Origin of the sequence: Cellulosimicrobium marinum, assembly GCF_020551945.1 — a bacterium.
Classification (GTDB): Bacteria; Actinomycetota; Actinomycetes; order Actinomycetales; family Cellulomonadaceae; genus Cellulosimicrobium; species Cellulosimicrobium marinum.
In genome coordinates this window covers 447,589-463,794 of the sequence record NZ_JAJBZH010000004.1, presented here as the reverse complement: position 1 = coordinate 463,794, position 16,206 = coordinate 447,589, and the positions used below count along the sequence as shown (strand labels likewise).

Genomic DNA, 16,206 nt, shown 5'->3' with positions numbered 1-16,206 from the left:
CGCGCGACCGTGGTGGGTCTGGCGGGAGCCCGCGAGGGACGAGCGGGCGGATGGAAGGTCGCGCGCTGCCCCCGCACCCCGGCCTCCCCGCAACCCCGAACACCCAAAAGACCCGCACCGCAGGTGGCGCACGACCTCGTGGCGCGGCAGGCTGGGACAGACCGCTACACGAAGGAGTCCTGATGCTGCTGCGTCATGTCGCGAGGCCGATGCTGGCCTCCTGGTTCGTCTACGACGGGGTCCAGACCGTGCTCAAGCCCGCCGAGCACGTCCGTGCGGCGCGCAGCGGGGTGGAGCTGGTCGAGCGGGGTGCCGGGGTCGAGGCGCCGCTGAGCGACGCGCAGGTGACGGCGCTGGTGCGCGCGCACGGTGCGGCGACGGCGGTGGCGGGACTGTTCCTCGCGGTGGGCAAGGCACCGCGGACCGCCGCGCTCACGCTGGCGGCGCTCACGGTGCCGCTCGCGGTCGTCAACCAGCCGTTCACGCCGGGCGACGCGTCGCGCTCGGAGCGCACGCGCCGGTTCGTGGCGAACATCGGGGCGATCGGTGCCGCGCTCATCGCGGGTGCGGACTACGAGGGCCGCCCGGGTGTGCAGTGGCGGCTCGAGAAGGCGCGCCACGACCTCGCGGTCGCGCGGCAGGCGAAGCAGGACGCGGTGGTGGAGAGCGCGAAGGGCGCGGCGAAGGACCTGACCGGCTCGGCGAAGCACGCCTCGGCGGAGGCGGGGCGTGCGGCCCGCCGCGCGGCGAAGGCGGCGCGCGAGGCCGCGGAGCACGCGGCGAGCCTCACGTCGGACGCGGTGCACGACGCGGGGTCCGCGGTCCGCGGGGCGGTGTCCTGACGGGACCCTGCCCGGACGGCGGGCGGGCGTCCACGCGGTGGGTGCGACCGCCGTCGGGCACGGCCGCTCCACTAGCCTGGTGGCTATGACCGACGCGCACCTCACCGTCCCTGCCCCCGCCGACGCGGAGGGGTGGTCGGCGCCCACGGTGGACGGACCGCTGGACGCGACGGTGGAGGTGCCGGGGTCGAAGTCGCTGACGAACCGGCTGCTGGTCCTCGCGGCGCTCGCGGACGGGCCGGGGGTGCTGCGCGGGGCGCTGCGCAGCCGGGACGCCGACCTGATGGCGGGCGCGCTGCGCGCCCTGGGGGTCGACGTGGCGGAGGGGGCGTCGCCGAGCGAGCTGCGGGTCGTGCCGGGCGCGCTGCGCGGCCCGGCGGAGGTCGACTGCGGGTTGGCGGGCACCGTGATGCGGTTCCTGCCGCCGGTCGCGGCGCTGGCCGACGGCCCGGTGCGGTTCGACGGCGACGAGGGCGCGCGCGTGCGCCCGATGGGTCCGGTCCTGTCGGCGCTGCGCGCGCTGGGGGTGCCCGTGTCGGGCGACGGCGCGAGTGCGCCCACGACCCTCCCGTTCACGATCGGCGGTCGGGGCGGTGTGCGGGGCGGCTCCGTCGATGTCGACGCGTCTGCGTCCAGCCAGTTCGTGTCGGGGCTCCTGCTCGCCGCGGCGCGGTTCGACCAGGGCCTCACGCTGCGCCACGTCGGCACGACGCTGCCGAGCATGCCCCACATCGACATGACGGTGGAGGTGCTGCGTGAGGTCGGGGTCCGTGTCGACGACTCGCGTCCGGCGATCTGGCGTGTGGAGCCGGGCCCGATCGCGGCGCGCGACGTCCAGGTCGAGCCGGACCTGTCGAACGCCGGGCCGTTCCTCGCCGCCGCGCTCGTCGCCGGCGGCACGGTGCGGGTGCCGGGCTGGCCGGCGTCGACCACCCAGCCGGGGGCGATGCTCGGCGACCTCCTCACGGCGATGGGTGGGAGCGCGACGCTCGAGGACGGCGTGATGAGCGTGTCGGGGACGGGCGAGGTCCGCGGGGTCGACGTCGACCTGCACGCCGCGGGCGAGCTCGCGCCGACGATCGCGGCGCTCGCGGCGCTGGCCGACTCCCCCAGCCGGCTGCGCGGCATCGCGCACCTGCGGGGTCACGAGACCGACCGCCTCGCGGCGCTCGCGACGGAGATCACGCGACTCGGCGGGCAGGCCGAGGAGACGCGCGACGGCCTCGTCATCACCCCGCGCCCGCTGCACGGGGCGACGTTCCGCACCTACCACGACCACCGCATGGCCACGTCGGCGGCGCTGATCGGCCTGCGCGTGCCCGGCGTCGTCGTGGAGAACGTCGGCACGACCGCGAAGACCCTGCCCGGCTTCGACCGGATGTGGGCGCGCATGCTCGGCGACGGCACCGGTCCGGCGGGCCCGGTGGGCGCGGTCCCGGGGGCGGCGGCCCCCTGATGGCGCGCCGCGTCCCGGACGAGTCCGACTTCCGGTCCCGTCCCACCAAGCGGGGCAGCCGCCCGCGCACCAAGCAGCGGCCGGAGCACGCGGACGCCGTGACCGGCTTCGTGACGGGTGTGGACCGCGGTCGGTACACGCTCCTCGTCGAGGCGGACGGCGACGCCGAGCGGAGCGTCGTCGCGATGAAGGCCCGCGAGCTGGGCCGCACCCGCGTCGTCTGCGGCGACCGGGTGGACCTCGTGGGCGACGTGAGCGGTGACGACGGCAGCCTCGCGCGCATCGTGCGCATCCAGGAACGCTCCTCGGTGCTGCGCCGGACCGCCGACGACACCGACCCGTACGAGCGCGTGATCGTCGCCAACGCCGACCAGCTCGTCGTCGTCACGGCGCTGGCCGAGCCGGAGCCGCGCACCCGCATGATCGACCGGTGCGTGGTCGCCGCGTACGACGCCGGCATGGACGTGCTCCTGTGCCTCACCAAGGCGGACCTCGCCGACCCGGCCGCGCTGCGTGCGCTCTACGAGCCGCTCGGGGTGTCCGTCGTCGTCACGCACCGTGTGGCGGACCCGTCCACGGCGAGCGGGTGGGCCATCGAGCCGCTCGACGCGGTGCGCGACGCGCTCGCGGGGCGCGAGTCGGTGTTCGTCGGCCACTCCGGGGTGGGCAAGTCGACGCTCGTCAACGCGCTCGTGCCGGACGCCGGCCGCGCGACGGGCGTGGTCAACGACGTGACCGGGCGCGGGAGGCACACGTCGACGTCCGCGGTCGCGCTGCGGCTGCCCGGCGGAGGGTGGGTCATCGACACCCCGGGCGTGCGGTCGTTCGGCCTGGCGCACGTGGAGGTGGACCACCTGCTGCACGCCTTCGAGGACCTCGACGCCGTCGCCACGGACTGCCCCCGCGGGTGCACCCACCTCGACGACGCCCCCGACTGCGCGCTCGACGACTGGGTCGCCGCCGCACCCGACGACGACACCCGCGCCGCGCGTGCGGCACGGGTCGAGTCGTTCCGCCGCGTGCTCGCGTCCCGTACCGGCGCGGCCTGACCGGCGACGGCGACGGCACCGCTACGGTGTCACCCATGACGCGGACCTACGACGACGACCTGCGCCTCGCCCACGTGATCGCCGACCAGGTCGACGCGCACACGATGGCACGCTTCAAGGCGCTCGACCTGCACGTGGAGTCCAAGCCGGACTCGACGCCGGTGAGCGACGCCGACCGCACGGCGGAGGAGATCATCCGCGGCCAGCTCGGGCGTGCCCGGGGTCGCGACGCGATCGTCGGCGAGGAGTACGGCGAGTCGGGGCACGGCGCGCGGCGGTGGATCGTCGACCCGATCGACGGGACGAAGAACTTCGTCCGCGGCGTCCCGGTGTGGGCGACGCTCATCGCGCTCGCCGACGGCGACGAGGTCGTCGTCGGGCTCGTGTCCGCCCCGGCGCTCGGCCGCCGCTGGTGGGCGGCGAAGGGCACCGGGGCCTGGACGGGCAAGTCGCTCGCCGCGGCGTCACGGCTGCAGGTCTCGGCGGTCACGCAGTGGCAGGACGCCTCGTTGTCGTACGCGTCGCTCGACGGCTGGGAGGAGCGCGGCCGGCTCGACCCGTTCCTCGACCTGATGCGCGGTGCGTGGCGCACGCGCGGGTACGGCGACTTCTGGTCGTACATGCTCGTCGCCGAGGGTGCCGTGGACGCCGCCGCCGAGCCCGAGCTCGAGCTCTACGACATGGCCGCGCTCGTCCCCATCGTCACCGAGGCGGGCGGACGCTTCACGTCGCTCGACGGCGCCGACGGCCCCTGGGGCGGCAACGCCGTCGCGACGAACGGGCACCTGCACGAGCACGTGCTGAAGCACCTGGGCTGACGAGCGGGCCGGCGCCCGCCCCGGTCAGGCGCGGGGCAGGTCCGCCAGCTCCGACCAGTCGTACCAGAGCAGGTCGCGCTCCGTGACGCGCTCGAGCGCCGCGTCGAGCGCGGCGTCCGCCTCCGGGCCGTCACCGTCGGCCGCCGTGAGCACCGCCTCGACGTCGGCCGCGGCCTCGGGCTCGTCGACGTGCACGCAGACCACCGCGACGTCGGGCACGGTCCGGATCACCTCGACGGCGCTGGCCGCGGGCGCGTCGTCGTCCTCGCCGCCGGGCCCGACCTCCACGACCTGCACCGCGGCGTCGGGCACCTCGAGCGTGATCACGAGGCGCTGGCGCGGGGCGTCCGGGCGGGAGGCCACGAGGGCGAGGGAGTCGTCCGCGGCCTCCAGCGCGGCCGCGTACTCCAGGCCCTCCTGGTCCTCGTCGGGCAGCGACCGGACCAGCGCCGCGGTGACCGCGTGCGCGCCGCGCGGCGCCACCGAGAGGCGGGCCGCGTCGGCGGTGAGGGTGGCGGCGTCGAGCTCGTCGACGGTGGCGGGCAGGTAGATGCGCATGGCCTCAGTGTGCCGCCTGCACGAGGTTCGCGCCGCCACCTCCCACGGGCACCGGGGTGGTGTCGCGCACGCGGGCGGCCAGCGCGGCGACCGCCCGCCGCGCCGCACCCGCCGGTGCCACCTCGACCAGGGTGCGCCCCTCGCGCAGCGCGACGTCCGCCGCGCGGTCCTCCGGCACCGCGCACAGGTCCTCCACCCCCGCGTAGCGGGCGAGCGCGTCCCGCACCGCGCGCTCCGGGCGCGGCCCGACGACGGCGGACCGGACCCGGTTGACGACGACGGTCCGCACGGCACCTGTCGTGAGGCCCGACTCCGTCAGCGCGTCGAGGGCACGGACCAGCCGCTGGAGCGACACCGGGTCCGCACCGCCCACGACGACCACCGCGTCCGCGGCCGCGAGCGCCGACAGGGTGGCGTCGTTGCGCTGCGGGGCTCGGGTGTCGTAGGAGAGCAGCTCGTCGCGCTCGATGCCGAACCCGCAGTCGACGACCGTCCAGTCCGCGACCGTCCGGGCCACCTCCCACACCGCGTCGAGGCTCGCCCCGGCGACCTCCGGCCACCGCGCCGCGCGGGTCAGCCCGGTGAGGACCTGGAGCCGGGGGACGACCGTGGGTGCGAGGGCGACGAGCCCGTCGGCGTCCAGGGCGCCCTGGGACGCGCTGCGCGCCGCGGCGGCGATGCCGGGCGACTCGTCGAGGAGCCCCAGGTGCTGCGCGACCGCGCCGCCGTAGGTGTCCGCGTCGACGAGGAGCACGTCCGCCTGCGGGCCCGTCGGGGCCGTGGCGGGCACGGCGACCTCCAGCGCCCGACGGTCGCGTGCGCCCCGCCGTGCCCGTCGCGCGGGCACGGCCGGGCCGGCGAGCTCCGCGGCGAGGTTGACGGCGAGCGTCGTCCGTCCGGGTGCCCCGGTCGGGCCCCACACCGCGACCAGCCGCCCCGTCCGCCGTCGTCCCGGCTCCGTCCCGGCCGGACCGCGGGCCGGTGCCGCCGGGGACGGCGCCCCACCACCCGGCTCCACGCCGGACGCGGCGACGCGCACCGCGTCGCACAGGTCCCCGGGCGGGCCGGCGAGGTCGACGACGATCTGCACCCCGAGCGCGCGGACCCGCTCCTCCTCCCACGTGCCCGGTGCCGCGAGCGCCACGACGCCGAGCCCATGCCCGCGCAGCTCCGCGACGGTCTCGCGGTCGAGCGCCGGGAGGTCGGCCGAGAGGACGACGACCCGCCCGGCACCCGCCGCCGCGGCCGCCCGCAGCTCGACCACGTCGGCGCAGCGGCGGGTCACCTGCAGCCCCGGGGCGTCGAGCAGGGTCACCACGTCGACCTCCCGCGCCCCCCGGACGGCGCACAGGACCGTCGCCACCGCGAGCGCCCCGGTCATCGGGCACCGCCCACGGGCACGACGGCGATGGTCCCCTCGCCCCCGGCGGCCGCCAGGACCGCGGGCAGGTCGTCCGTCGCGACGAGCACGTGGACCGTGACGGGCCCGCCGGTCACGAAGGTGCCGGACTCCTCGCCGAGCTGGGCGACGGTGACGCCCTCGACGAGGGGGCGCGGCGCACCTCCGTCGTCCGCAGGGTCCTCGGTCGCCTCGCGGTCCGCGGGCGGGACGTGCCACAGGTCGACGACGGCACCCGCCGTGATCAGGTCGGAGAGCCCCGCGGTGACCGGGACGGCGACGGCGCGCACGTCCAGGTCGTCGGCCGTGCCGAGCGCTCCGGTCGGGACGAGCTCGCCGGGCTGCACGGTCCGCAGCACGACGGCCTCGTCGGGCAGCCCGTCCACGACCCGCAGGTACGCCGCGGACCCGGCGCCGAGGCGCACCTCGGTCACCTGCAGGTCGTCCGCGTCCAGGGTGTCCCCCGCGGTGAGGACTCCGGACGCGACGTACACCTCCTCCCCCGCCTGGGCGCTGCTCACGGCCCAGGACCCCAGGGCGACCGACGCCGCGACGAGCACCACCCCGACGAGGAGACGGGGGTCGCGCCACGTGGGTCGCCGCAGCCGCGCGGCGGCGGGCGACGCGACGGGGGCGTGCGTGCCCGCGGGTCGTTCGGTGGTGGTCGTCATCGAGGTCCTCCATGAGGGACGGGTGGGTGCGTGGGCCGCGGGCGGGATGCCTCGGCCACCATGATCGCGGCGTCGGCGCGCTCGCGGGAGGGGCTGTGGACAAGGGGAGGCACGGGCGGGCGGCGTGCCACACTGACGGCATGGCTCAGCGCTTCCTCACCCTCGCCGACGTCACGGAGGAGCTCAACATCTCCGCCGCCCAGGCGTACGCGCTCGTCCGCTCGGGTGACCTCCCCGCGATCCAGGTGGGCGGCCGGGGGCAGTGGCGGGTCGAGGCGAGCGAGCTGGAGGCGTACATCCAGCGCCTGTACGCGCAGACGCGTCAGCGCATCGAGGCGGGCGAGCTCGAGGTCTGACTCTCGTCGCCCGCGCAGACCTGCGGGCACGCCGCGGCCACCCTCCCCCTGCTCCCCCTGCCCTGCGGTCACCGGACGATCGCGCCCGTCCCGGTGTCGCTCACGCAGAGCAGTGCGGCGTGGGGGACGGTCCGCGCGCCGTGCACGGCGCCGGGACTGACCTCCAGGTCGACGTGGTCCTTGCCGACCCGGCCCACCCAGCCGGAGTACGCCCCGGTGGACGTGCGCACCTGCACCGGTCGCCGGTCCCGCATCAGTCCGCGGAGCACGTGTCCCAGCCCGAGACGCCCGGTGGTCGCCGACGGCGCGGGGTGGGCGAACCTCCCCAGGCCGGCGACCGCCGCGACGGCGGTCGTGGGTACGAGGTGCTGCCGGTGCCCGTCCTCCAGGAGCAGCCAGTCGCGGGCCGCGTCGCGCGGCGAGCCGTGGACACGGGTGCCGTCGTGCAGCTCGACCGTGACGGTCGTCGCCGTGCCGCGAAACCGCTCGACGAGGGTGGTCGTCGCCTGCTCGGCCCGGGTCAGGTCGGCGACGGCGTCGGCGTGCTCGGCCCGCTCGGCGGCGACGAGCTGCGCCGCGAGGTCCTCGAACAGCGCGTCCCATCGCACGCGCACACCGTAGCGGGAGCGGCACCCGGTGTTCGTGGCGCCGTCCACATCGCGAGAGCGCTGTGGACAAGGCGCCCCAAGTCTGGCTTAGATTGCTCTAGCGACATCAAACGCCATCAAACACGATCTAGACACCGATACGTGCAGAGGCCGGACCGCACAGGGGGACACGTGGCAGGACACGACGACGCGACGGGGCGGCGGACAGCCGCGCGACCCGCGATGCGACGGCAGGGGGCAACGCTGCTGCTCCTGCTCCTGGGCCTCGGGGCCGGAGCCTCGGCACTCGGGGCGCGTGCGGTCCACCTCCTCGCCCACATGTCGGGTGCGCGGTTCGAGACCGCCGTGGAGCTGCTCGTCGTCGCGGCGGGTGCCCTCGCCGCCGCCTGGGTCGCCGCGAGCGCCGCGCTCGCGCTCGGGTGCCTCGGCCTGCGTGCGGCAGGACGGAGCTGGGCTGCCGGGGAGCGGTTCGTCGCACGACACGCCCCCGCCGTCGTCCGTCGCGCCGCCCGCGTCGGGGTGAGCATGACCGTCGGCGCCGGGCTCGTGCTCGGCGGCACCGCCGCGCACGCCGCAGACACCGCCACGGACCGGCCCGCCGTCGTCGACCTCGGCTGGCGCACCACCGACTCCGCGGCGACCGGGGACGGGGCCGGCGACGAGACCGCGCCGGTCGACCTCGGATGGCGCACCACGCCGTCCGCTCCCACGGCCGACACGGGGCCCGTAGCCGACACGGGCCCCGCGGCCGACACCGCACCTGCGGACGGCACCGAGCCTGCGGACGCGACGTCCTCGACCACGGGCACGACGGCGCACGAGCCGACCCCCGGGGCCCGTACCGGCACGACCGCTCTCCCACCCGCCGACGCCCTCGGAGCCGCCGAGCGCGACGCCGCGCTCGTCGTCACGCGCGACCTCGGCACCACGACTCGCGAGGTGGTCGTGGTCCGCGGGGACACGCTGTGGTCCATCGCCGAGCGCGAGCTCGGCCCGGGGGCCACCGTCGGCGACGTCGCGGCGGAGGTCTCCCGGTGGCACGCCGCGAACCAGGACGTCGTCGGCGACGACCCGGACCTCATCCGGCCAGGCCAGGTCCTCGTCCCGCCGACCGCGTGACCGACCGAGCACGCGCGAAGGAGCCGCAGATGTCTTCCCTCACCACCAGCACCGCACCGTCCACGTCCGCACCCGCCGCGTCCCCACCGTCCGCGCCCGCGTCGAGGACGTCGCCCGCCACGCCTCGGTCGGCCCCGCGGGCCACGCCGCGACCGGAACCACGGTCGACGACGGTCCCGGCCGCTGCGCCGGCACGCCTCCTGCGGTGCGTCGGCGAGCCGACCCCGCCGGTCGTCGACGTGCGGGACGGGCGAGCGAGCGTCCCCCGGCACGTCGCGCAGGGCCGCCCCGTCGTCCCGACGGCGCCCCTCCCGCTGTCCGACCCGACGGCCCTGTGCTGCGCGGTGGTGCGCGCCGCCATCGAGGTGACCCGCGGGGAGCGCACCGTCCAGCAGCTGGCCCGGTGGGTGACCCCCGAGATCTACGACGCGATCGCGCGCCGCGCCCGCCTCGAGCTCGACACCCCGGGCGGTACCCCGACCGCGATCCGCCCCGTCACCGTCCGCCGCGCCCGCGTGATGCGGATCGGGGCGGGCGCGGCGGAGGCGACGGTGGTCGTCGACGACGGCAGCGGCCGGGTGCGCGCCGCCGCCGCCCGTGTCGAGGAACGGCGTGGGACGTGGCGGGTCGTCGCGCTCGAGATCGGGTGACCTCGCTCGCGGGTACCGCTCACGCCCGACTCACTCCTCGTTCTGGCCGTGGCACACCTTGTACTTCTTGCCGGAACCGCAGGGGCACTGGGCGTTGCGCGGCGTACCGGGGAAGGTCCGGCCGTCGCTCTCGACGGCCGACGCCTCGCCGTGCAGCGCGCGGCGGGCCCGACGGCTGCCCTCGCCGCTCACGACCGTCGCACCGGTGCCGTCCTCGCTCGGCGCGCTGTACGACAGCGGCACCTGGCGGTCGGGACCGTCCAGCCCCTTGGCGATGAGCGTGCCCGCACGGTCCGGCGCGGGGGCCGCGACCGGGGCCGACTCCGCGGCAGCGGCCTGGACCGGCGGCTCGGCGACCGAGGACTTCTCGACGGTCTCGCCCACCACGGGCTCGTCCTCGACGTCCGCGTCGGACGTGCCCGTCGCGCTCCCGGACGGCGCGGCCTGCGCCGACCGGGCCGCCGCGGCAGCCAGACCGGCCGCGGCACCGGCGGACGCCGCACCGGCCGCACCGCCGAGCGCCTGACCCGCGGCCGACTGCGCCACCTGGGCGGCCTGCGCGGCGTCGATCACGGCGGGCTGGCCCGCGTCGCCCGGCTCGGCGACCTTCACCTCGAGGTTGAAGAGGAAGCCGACGGTCTCCTCCTTGATGGCCTCCGTCATCGCCTGGAAGAGCTGGTACCCCTCGCGCTGGTACTCCACGAGCGGGTCGCGCTGCGCCATGGCGCGCAGGCCGATGCCCTCCTTGAGGTAGTCCATCTCGTACAGGTGCTCGCGCCACTTGCGGTCCAGGACGGACAGCGTCACGCGGCGCTCGAGCTGGCGCATGTTCGCCGAGCCGAGCTGCTCCTCACGGTTCTCGTACGCGATGCGCGCGTCGGACAGGATCTCCTCCAGCAGGAGCTCCTGCGACAGGCGCGTCACCCCGCCGGCCTGGTCCACGACCTCGTCGATCTCGATCGAGATCGGGTAGACGGCCTTGATCGCCGTCCACAGCGCGTCGAGGTCCCACTGCTCCGGGTTGCCCTCCGCCGTCGCACCCTCGACGTAGGCCGTGACCACGTCCGTGAGGAAGTGCTGCACCTGCTCGTGCAGGTCCTCGCCCTCCAGGACGCGGCGACGCTCGTCGTAGATGACGGTGCGCTGGCGCGAGAGGACGTCGTCGTACTTGAGGACGTTCTTGCGGATCTCGAAGTTGCGGGACTCGACCTGGCCCTGCGCGCTCGCGATGCCGCGCGTCACCATCTTCGACTCGAGCGGGACGTCGTCGGGGAACCCGGCACGGTTCATCATCGACTCGGCCAGACCGGAGTTGAACAGGCGCATGAGGTCGTCCTGCATCGACAGGTAGAACCGCGACTCGCCCGGGTCGCCCTGACGGCCGGAACGACCGCGCAGCTGGTTGTCGATGCGGCGCGACTCGTGCCGCTCCGTGCCGAGGACGTACAGGCCCCCGAGCTCGGAGACCTCGTCGTGCTCGGCGGCGACCGCCGACTTCGCCTTCTCCAGCGCGTCGGGCCACGCGGCCTCGTACTCCTCCGCGTTCTCCGCGGCGTCCAGGCCGCGCGCGGCGAGGTCCGCGACGGCCATGAACTCGGCGTTGCCGCCCAGCATGATGTCCGTCCCGCGGCCGGCCATGTTCGTCGCGACCGTCACGGCGCCCTTGCGGCCCGCCTGCGCGACGATCGCGGCCTCGCGCTCGTGCTGCTTCGCGTTGAGGACCTCGTGCGGGACCCCCTGCTTCTTCAGCTTCGCGGACAGCAGCTCGGACTTCTCGACGCTCGTCGTGCCCACGAGCACCGGCTGGCCCTTCGCGTGCCGCTCCACGATGTCCGCCACGACGGCGTCGAACTTCCCGTCCTCGTTCTTGTAGACGAGGTCGGGCTGGTCGAGGCGCTGCATCGGGCGGTTCGTCGGGATCGGGACGACGCCGAGCTTGTACGTGCCCTGGAACTCCGCGGCCTCCGTGTCGGCCGTACCCGTCATGCCGCCGAGCTTGGAGTAGAGGCGGAAGTAGTTCTGGAGCGTGATCGTGGCGAGCGTCTGGTTCTCCGCCTTGATCTGCACGCCCTCCTTGGCCTCGATGGCCTGGTGCATGCCCTCGTTGTACCGGCGGCCGGGCAGGATGCGGCCCGTGTGCTCGTCGACGATCATGACCTCGCCGTTGAGCACGACGTAGTCCTTGTCGCGCTTGAAGAGCTCCTTCGCCTTGATGGCGTTGTTGAGGAACCCGATGAGCGGCGTGTTCAGCGACTCGTAGAGGTTGTCGATGCCGAGGTAGTCCTCGATCTTCGCGATCCCCGGCTCCAGGACGCCCACGGTGCGCTTCTTCTCGTCGACCTCGTAGTCGTCGCCCGCGTTGAGGCGGCGGACCACCTTCGCGAACTCGCCGTACCAGCGGTTCGCGTCGCCGGACGCCGGGCCCGAGATGATGAGCGGCGTGCGCGCCTCGTCGATGAGGATCGAGTCGACCTCGTCGACGATGGCGAAGTTGTGGCCGCGCTGGACGAGGTCGTCGGTGGACCACGCCATGTTGTCGCGCAGGTAGTCGAAGCCGAACTCGTTGTTCGTGCCGTAGGTGATGTCCGCGGCGTACTCCTCGCGGCGCTGCGCGGGCGTCTGGCCGGAGAGGATCACGCCGGTCGTCAGGCCGAGGAAGCGGTAGACACGGCCCATGAGCTCGCTCTGGTACTTCGCCAGGTAGTCGTTGACCGTGACGACGTGCACGCCCTTGCCCTCGAGCGCGTTGAGGTACGCCGCCGTCGTCGCGACGAGCGTCTTGCCCTCACCGGTCTTCATCTCGGCGATGTTGCCCAGGTGCAGGGCCGCACCACCCATGAGCTGCACGTCGAAGTGCCGCTGCCCGAGCGTGCGGCGCGCCGCCTCGCGGACCGTCGCGAACGCCTCCGGCAGGATCTCGTCGAGCGTGGCGCCGTCGGCGAGCCGGGACCGGAACCGGTCCGTCTCCTCGCGCAGCTCCTCGTCGGTGAGATCCTCGAAGCTGGGCTCCAGCTTGTTGATCTGGTCCGCCAGGCCGGACAGCTTCTTGAGGATCCGTCCCTCGCCGATGCGAAGAACCTTGTCGAGGATCGAAGGCACGCAGGACTCCCGAGTCGATCGCGTCCCGTGCCGGGCGGCACGGGAAGGCCGCCGCTCCTCACCGCACGGGCGCGCGGGTCGGGCGTCGGCAACGTCACACAACATCGTAGGGGAGTCCGGGGCGCCCCGGTCCCGCCCGGGTTTCGCCCACGACGAACCGGCCTGGGGTGCCACGACCCCGGTCGCCCGTCCGCGGCGTCGGCCCCGTGCCCCACGTGTCAGCCCAGGGCTGCGACCTCCGCCGCGAGGGCCGGGGCGAGGTCGCCCACCGGTGCGACGTCGATCGTGGGGGCCCCGAGCCACTCCCCCAGCACCCGCAGCTCCGCGGCGAGCCGACCTGCGGTGGCCGGCCCCGCCGTCCGCTCCCGGTGCGCCGAGAGCACCCGCAGCACACCCGCGCGTCGGTCCGCCTTGAGGTCGACCCGCGCCGTGAGGTCCTCCCCCTCGAGGAACGGCAGCACGTAGTAGCCGTGCACGCGCTTCGCCGCGGGGACGTAGATCTCGATGCGGTACCGGACGTCGAAGAGCCGTTCGAGGCGCGTGCGCTCGAACACGAGGGGGTCGAACGGGTTGAGCAGCGTGCAGGCGGTGGCCCGCCGCGGCAGCGACGCGTCGGCGTGCAGGTAGGTCGGCTCGTCCCACCCGCGCACGACGACCGGTCGCAACGTCCCCGCCTCGACGAGCTCCCCGAGGGCCGTGCGGACCGCCGGGCCGGCGAGGCGGAAGTAGTCCTTGAAGCACCGCAGCGTCCCCACCCCGTGCGCGCGGGCCCCGATCTCGAGCAGCGCCCGCACGGCGTCCGCGTCCGAGACGGGCGGCACGGCGAGCACCGCGGGCGGCAGCACGCGCTCGGTGAGGTCGTAGCACCGCTCGAACGCGCCGTTGCGACGGGCCGACGTGACCTCGCCCGTGAAGAAGAGGAACTCGAGCGCGCGCTTCGCCACCGACCAGTTCCAGCCCCACTCGACACGTTCGTCCCGCGGGTGCGCCCGCCCCTCGCCCTCCAGGACGTCGTGCACCTCGCTCGCGGTGACGGGCCCCCGCTCCGTCACCACCCGCCGCACGTCCTCGACGGCGTCCGAGTGCGTCATCTCGACGGCGCTGATCGTGCCCCACGCCTCCGTCCGGTACCTCCGGCGGCGCCACTCCAGCAGCGGCCACGTCCCGGGCGGCACGTACGACGCGACGTGCGCCCACGCCTCCACGAGCCGCCGCGGGGCACGACCCGCCGCACGGTCGAGCAGGCCCGTGTCGTACGGGCCGATCCGCGCGTACAACGGCATGAGGTGCGCCCGGGCGAGCACGTTGACCGAGTCGATCTGCAGGAGACCCAGGCGGTCGATCACACCCTGCACGTGGCGCATCGTCGGCGCCCCGGCCCGACCCTCTCCCCCGGCACCCCCGAACGGCCGCGGCCGGTGCAGGCCCTGGGCGGCGAGCGCGACGCGGCGCGCCTGCGCGAGGGACATCGACTCGGCGCCCGCGGGGATGGTGACCACCCGACGATCCTGCCCCGCACCACCCACACGGCCCGGATGCCCGACGCCGCCCGGTCACCCGACCCGCTTCCGGCGCACCAGGGCTCTACTTCAGCGAACCTGAGTTCTCCCTCGACCGACCAGAGTTCTACCTCGGCGAACCAGGGCCCTACCTCGGCCGGACGGCACCGCAGGACGGGGTGGGGGCGGGCGCGCGCGACCGTGGCGGGTCTGGCGGGAGCCCGCGAGGGACGAGCGGGCGGATGGTAGGCCGGGACGACCAGAGGGTCGCCCCGGCCCGCGGCGAGGTTTCAGGCGGTCTTCTCGACGGCCGCCTCGGTGCAGTCGCAGGACGTGTCGAGCGCGACGACGCCGTACGACCAGCCGCGGCGGCGGTACGCGACGGACGGCCTCGACGTCTCGACGTCGACGAAGAGGAAGAAGTCGTGCCCGACCATCTCCATCTCGTACAGGGCGTCGTCGACGGTCATGGGCTCGGCCGTGTGGAGCTTCTGCCGGATGACGACCGGCGAGTCCCCGTCCCCGAGCGTCGTCTCCACGGCCTCGCCGGGCGCGGTGGGCGTGGTGGGCGCGGGCGGCGGGGGCGTGCCGTGCGTCTCGGGGTCGAAGGGACGGACGTCGACGGGCGGCACGACGGAGTGGTTCCGGTGGTCCTTGCGGCGGTCGCGTGCGCGGCGCAGCCGCTCGGAGAGCTTGTCCATGGCGAGGTCGAGGGCGCCGAACCTGTCGTCGGCGGCGGCCTCGGCCCGGACCACGGGGCCCTTGGCGCGGACCGTGAGCTCGACGCGTTCCCGGACCCCGGACAGCCGGGGGTTGTTCTCGTGGGTGACCTCGACGTCCACGCGCTGGGCCGTGGGCGAGAGCTGCTGGACCTTGGCGAGCTTGTCCTCCGCGTGCTGGCGGAACCGGTCGGCCACCTCGGTGTGCCTGCCGACGACGACGATCTCCATGTGAGCCTCCACGAGGGTCTCGAAGACGCCCGGGCTCCCGAGCGCCTGTGCGGGTCTGGTGGGGCACCCGCCCGGGGTGCCGAGTGGCTACCACCTCCTCGCGGCCTCGGGGGCCGTGCGCTCGTCCGCTCGCGCGGCGGCCCGTCCACGGGCTGCGGGACCGACCGTCCGCGGCGACTGGACCTCAGCGTAACCCCGTCCGGGAGGTGAAGGCAGGCTCAACGGACGGTGAACCTCGGGACCTTCGTCGGTCGTGCGGCGTCGGGCTGGCGGGGGCTCGGTCGCGGGGCGCCGGAGCGGCCCGCCCGAGGGTGGTCGCGGCGTCGGGCGCGGGGGTCGCGGCGAGCACGAACGCCCCGAGCACGGGGACGCCGAGCGACGCGAGCGCGGTCTCGCAGGCGGCGAGCGTCGCCCCGGTGGTGAGCACGTCGTCGACGAGCACGACGGCCGGCCGGTCCCGTGCGAGCGCGGCCGCGGCGCGTCGGCGGACGACGACGGTGCCGAGCCGTGCGCCGCGGGCGCGCGAGCCGAGGCCGACCTGGTCGCGGGCGGCGCGGCGTTGCGCGAGGGGGGCGGCGTGCGCGGCTGCGAGCCCGGTGGCGAAGGCGCGGGCGAGCCCGGCGACGGGGTCGCGTCCGCGGGCGCGACGCGCGGCGCCGGTCGTCGGGGCGGGGACGACGAGCGTGCCGGGGCCGCCGAGCCCGGCGGCGCGCAGCGCGGCACCGGCGTGGCGCGCCGCGCGTCGCAGCGGGGCGTCGAGGTCGGCCCGCCCGCGGTCCTTCCACGCGACGACGACGTCGCGCAGCGGGCCCGCGTAGTCGGCGGGCGCCCAGACCGGCAGCGGGGCGACGCCGTCGAGCCGGTCGAGCCGGGGCGCCCCGTCCTCGCGGCGGCGCGCCGGACCGCGGACGGGCTCGAGGCAGGGGTCGCACCAGGGCACGTCCGGTGCCCCGCAGCCGGCGCACGCGACGGGGACGACGAGCCGCGCGACGTCGAGCACGGCGCGCGCGAGGACGTGACGGACGGTGCGGTCGGGGTCGTGCACGGCCGCATCCTCGCCCCGTCGTGACCGCGTGCCGGCCCGACGACGCCGGGGCTGTGGACGACGCGCCCGTCGGCTGGACTGTGCACG

General features: G+C 75.6%; 15 protein-coding genes. 7 read left to right on the top strand and 8 right to left on the bottom strand.

Annotated elements, in window-relative coordinates; translation table 11 throughout:
* Positions 1 to 182: 182 nt before the first annotated feature.
* From LGQ04_RS11870 to hisN, 4 genes are all read left to right on the top strand, one after another.
* The gene (locus LGQ04_RS11870) at positions 183 to 842 is read left to right on the top strand and encodes a DoxX family membrane protein (protein WP_229243911.1); all 660 of its coding nucleotides are present in this window, start codon (positions 183 to 185) and stop codon (positions 840 to 842) included.
* 85 nt (positions 843 to 927) lie between these two features.
* A complete protein-coding gene (gene aroA, locus LGQ04_RS11865) occupies positions 928 to 2,298 on the top strand; it encodes a 3-phosphoshikimate 1-carboxyvinyltransferase (protein WP_229243910.1) in 1,371 nt (456 codons plus the stop codon).
* Positions 2,298 to 3,347, top strand: a complete 1,050-nt coding sequence (gene rsgA, locus LGQ04_RS11860; RefSeq protein WP_229243909.1) for a ribosome small subunit-dependent GTPase A — start codon at positions 2,298 to 2,300, stop codon at positions 3,345 to 3,347. The genes aroA and rsgA overlap by 1 nt, the downstream gene beginning before the upstream one ends.
* A 35-nt stretch (positions 3,348 to 3,382) precedes the next feature.
* Positions 3,383 to 4,165, top strand: coding sequence for a histidinol-phosphatase (gene hisN / locus LGQ04_RS11855; protein WP_229243908.1), 783 nt, complete (start codon positions 3,383 to 3,385; stop codon positions 4,163 to 4,165).
* A gap of 24 nt (positions 4,166 to 4,189) precedes the next feature.
* Here hisN and LGQ04_RS11850 read toward each other — a convergent pair whose 3' ends face one another.
* Genes LGQ04_RS11850 through LGQ04_RS11840 form a run of 3 tightly spaced genes read right to left on the bottom strand, consistent with a single transcriptional unit; the run spans position 4,190 to position 6,793 of the window.
* The gene (locus tag LGQ04_RS11850; protein WP_229243907.1) at positions 4,190 to 4,723 is read right to left on the bottom strand and encodes a DUF6912 family protein; all 534 of its coding nucleotides are present in this window, start codon (positions 4,721 to 4,723) and stop codon (positions 4,190 to 4,192) included.
* A gap of 4 nt (positions 4,724 to 4,727) precedes the next feature.
* On the bottom strand, positions 4,728 to 6,104 hold the full coding sequence (locus tag LGQ04_RS11845) for a CpaE/TadZ family protein (RefSeq protein ID WP_229243906.1): 1,377 nt from the start codon (positions 6,102 to 6,104) through the stop codon (positions 4,728 to 4,730).
* Entirely contained in the window at positions 6,101 to 6,793 is a 693-nt protein-coding gene (locus LGQ04_RS11840; RefSeq protein ID WP_229243905.1) for a CpaB family protein, read from the bottom strand. Before LGQ04_RS11840 ends, LGQ04_RS11845 begins: the two co-directional genes overlap by 4 nt.
* A gap of 140 nt (positions 6,794 to 6,933) precedes the next feature.
* On the opposite strand from LGQ04_RS11840, the gene LGQ04_RS11835 reads away from it, so the two are divergent.
* Positions 6,934 to 7,149, top strand: coding sequence for a helix-turn-helix transcriptional regulator (locus LGQ04_RS11835; protein ID WP_229243904.1), 216 nt, complete (start codon positions 6,934 to 6,936; stop codon positions 7,147 to 7,149).
* Positions 7,150 to 7,217: 68 nt separating this feature from the next.
* On the opposite strand, the gene LGQ04_RS11830 is transcribed toward LGQ04_RS11835, so the two are convergent.
* Positions 7,218 to 7,757: a hypothetical protein gene (locus tag LGQ04_RS11830; protein ID WP_229243903.1), complete on the bottom strand. Its 540-nt coding sequence runs from the start codon at positions 7,755 to 7,757 to the stop codon at positions 7,218 to 7,220.
* A gap of 171 nt (positions 7,758 to 7,928) precedes the next feature.
* Here LGQ04_RS11830 and LGQ04_RS17795 point away from each other — a divergent pair, with 171 nt between their 5' ends.
* Together LGQ04_RS17795 and LGQ04_RS11820 are read left to right on the top strand one after the other, a co-directional pair.
* Positions 7,929 to 8,876, top strand: a complete 948-nt coding sequence (locus LGQ04_RS17795) for a LysM peptidoglycan-binding domain-containing protein (protein WP_229243902.1) — start codon at positions 7,929 to 7,931, stop codon at positions 8,874 to 8,876.
* Between the two features lie 29 nt (positions 8,877 to 8,905).
* Positions 8,906 to 9,526, top strand: coding sequence for an Rv3235 family protein (locus LGQ04_RS11820; protein WP_229243901.1), 621 nt, complete (start codon positions 8,906 to 8,908; stop codon positions 9,524 to 9,526).
* A gap of 30 nt (positions 9,527 to 9,556) precedes the next feature.
* Here LGQ04_RS11820 and secA read toward each other — a convergent pair whose 3' ends face one another.
* From secA to LGQ04_RS11800, 4 genes are all read right to left on the bottom strand, one after another.
* Positions 9,557 to 12,625, bottom strand: coding sequence for a preprotein translocase subunit SecA (gene secA, locus LGQ04_RS11815; RefSeq protein WP_229243900.1), 3,069 nt, complete (start codon positions 12,623 to 12,625; stop codon positions 9,557 to 9,559).
* 218 nt (positions 12,626 to 12,843) lie between these two features.
* A complete protein-coding gene (locus tag LGQ04_RS11810; RefSeq protein WP_229243930.1) occupies positions 12,844 to 14,094 on the bottom strand; it encodes a winged helix-turn-helix domain-containing protein in 1,251 nt (416 codons plus the stop codon).
* Between the two features lie 320 nt (positions 14,095 to 14,414).
* Positions 14,415 to 15,074 (bottom strand): ribosome hibernation-promoting factor, HPF/YfiA family, encoded by a 660-nt coding sequence (gene hpf, locus LGQ04_RS11805; RefSeq protein ID WP_229243899.1) that lies wholly within the window; start codon positions 15,072 to 15,074, stop codon positions 14,415 to 14,417.
* A gap of 184 nt (positions 15,075 to 15,258) precedes the next feature.
* Positions 15,259 to 16,119, bottom strand: coding sequence for a ComF family protein (locus LGQ04_RS11800; protein WP_229243898.1), 861 nt, complete (start codon positions 16,117 to 16,119; stop codon positions 15,259 to 15,261).
* Positions 16,120 to 16,206: the final 87 nt, after the last annotated feature.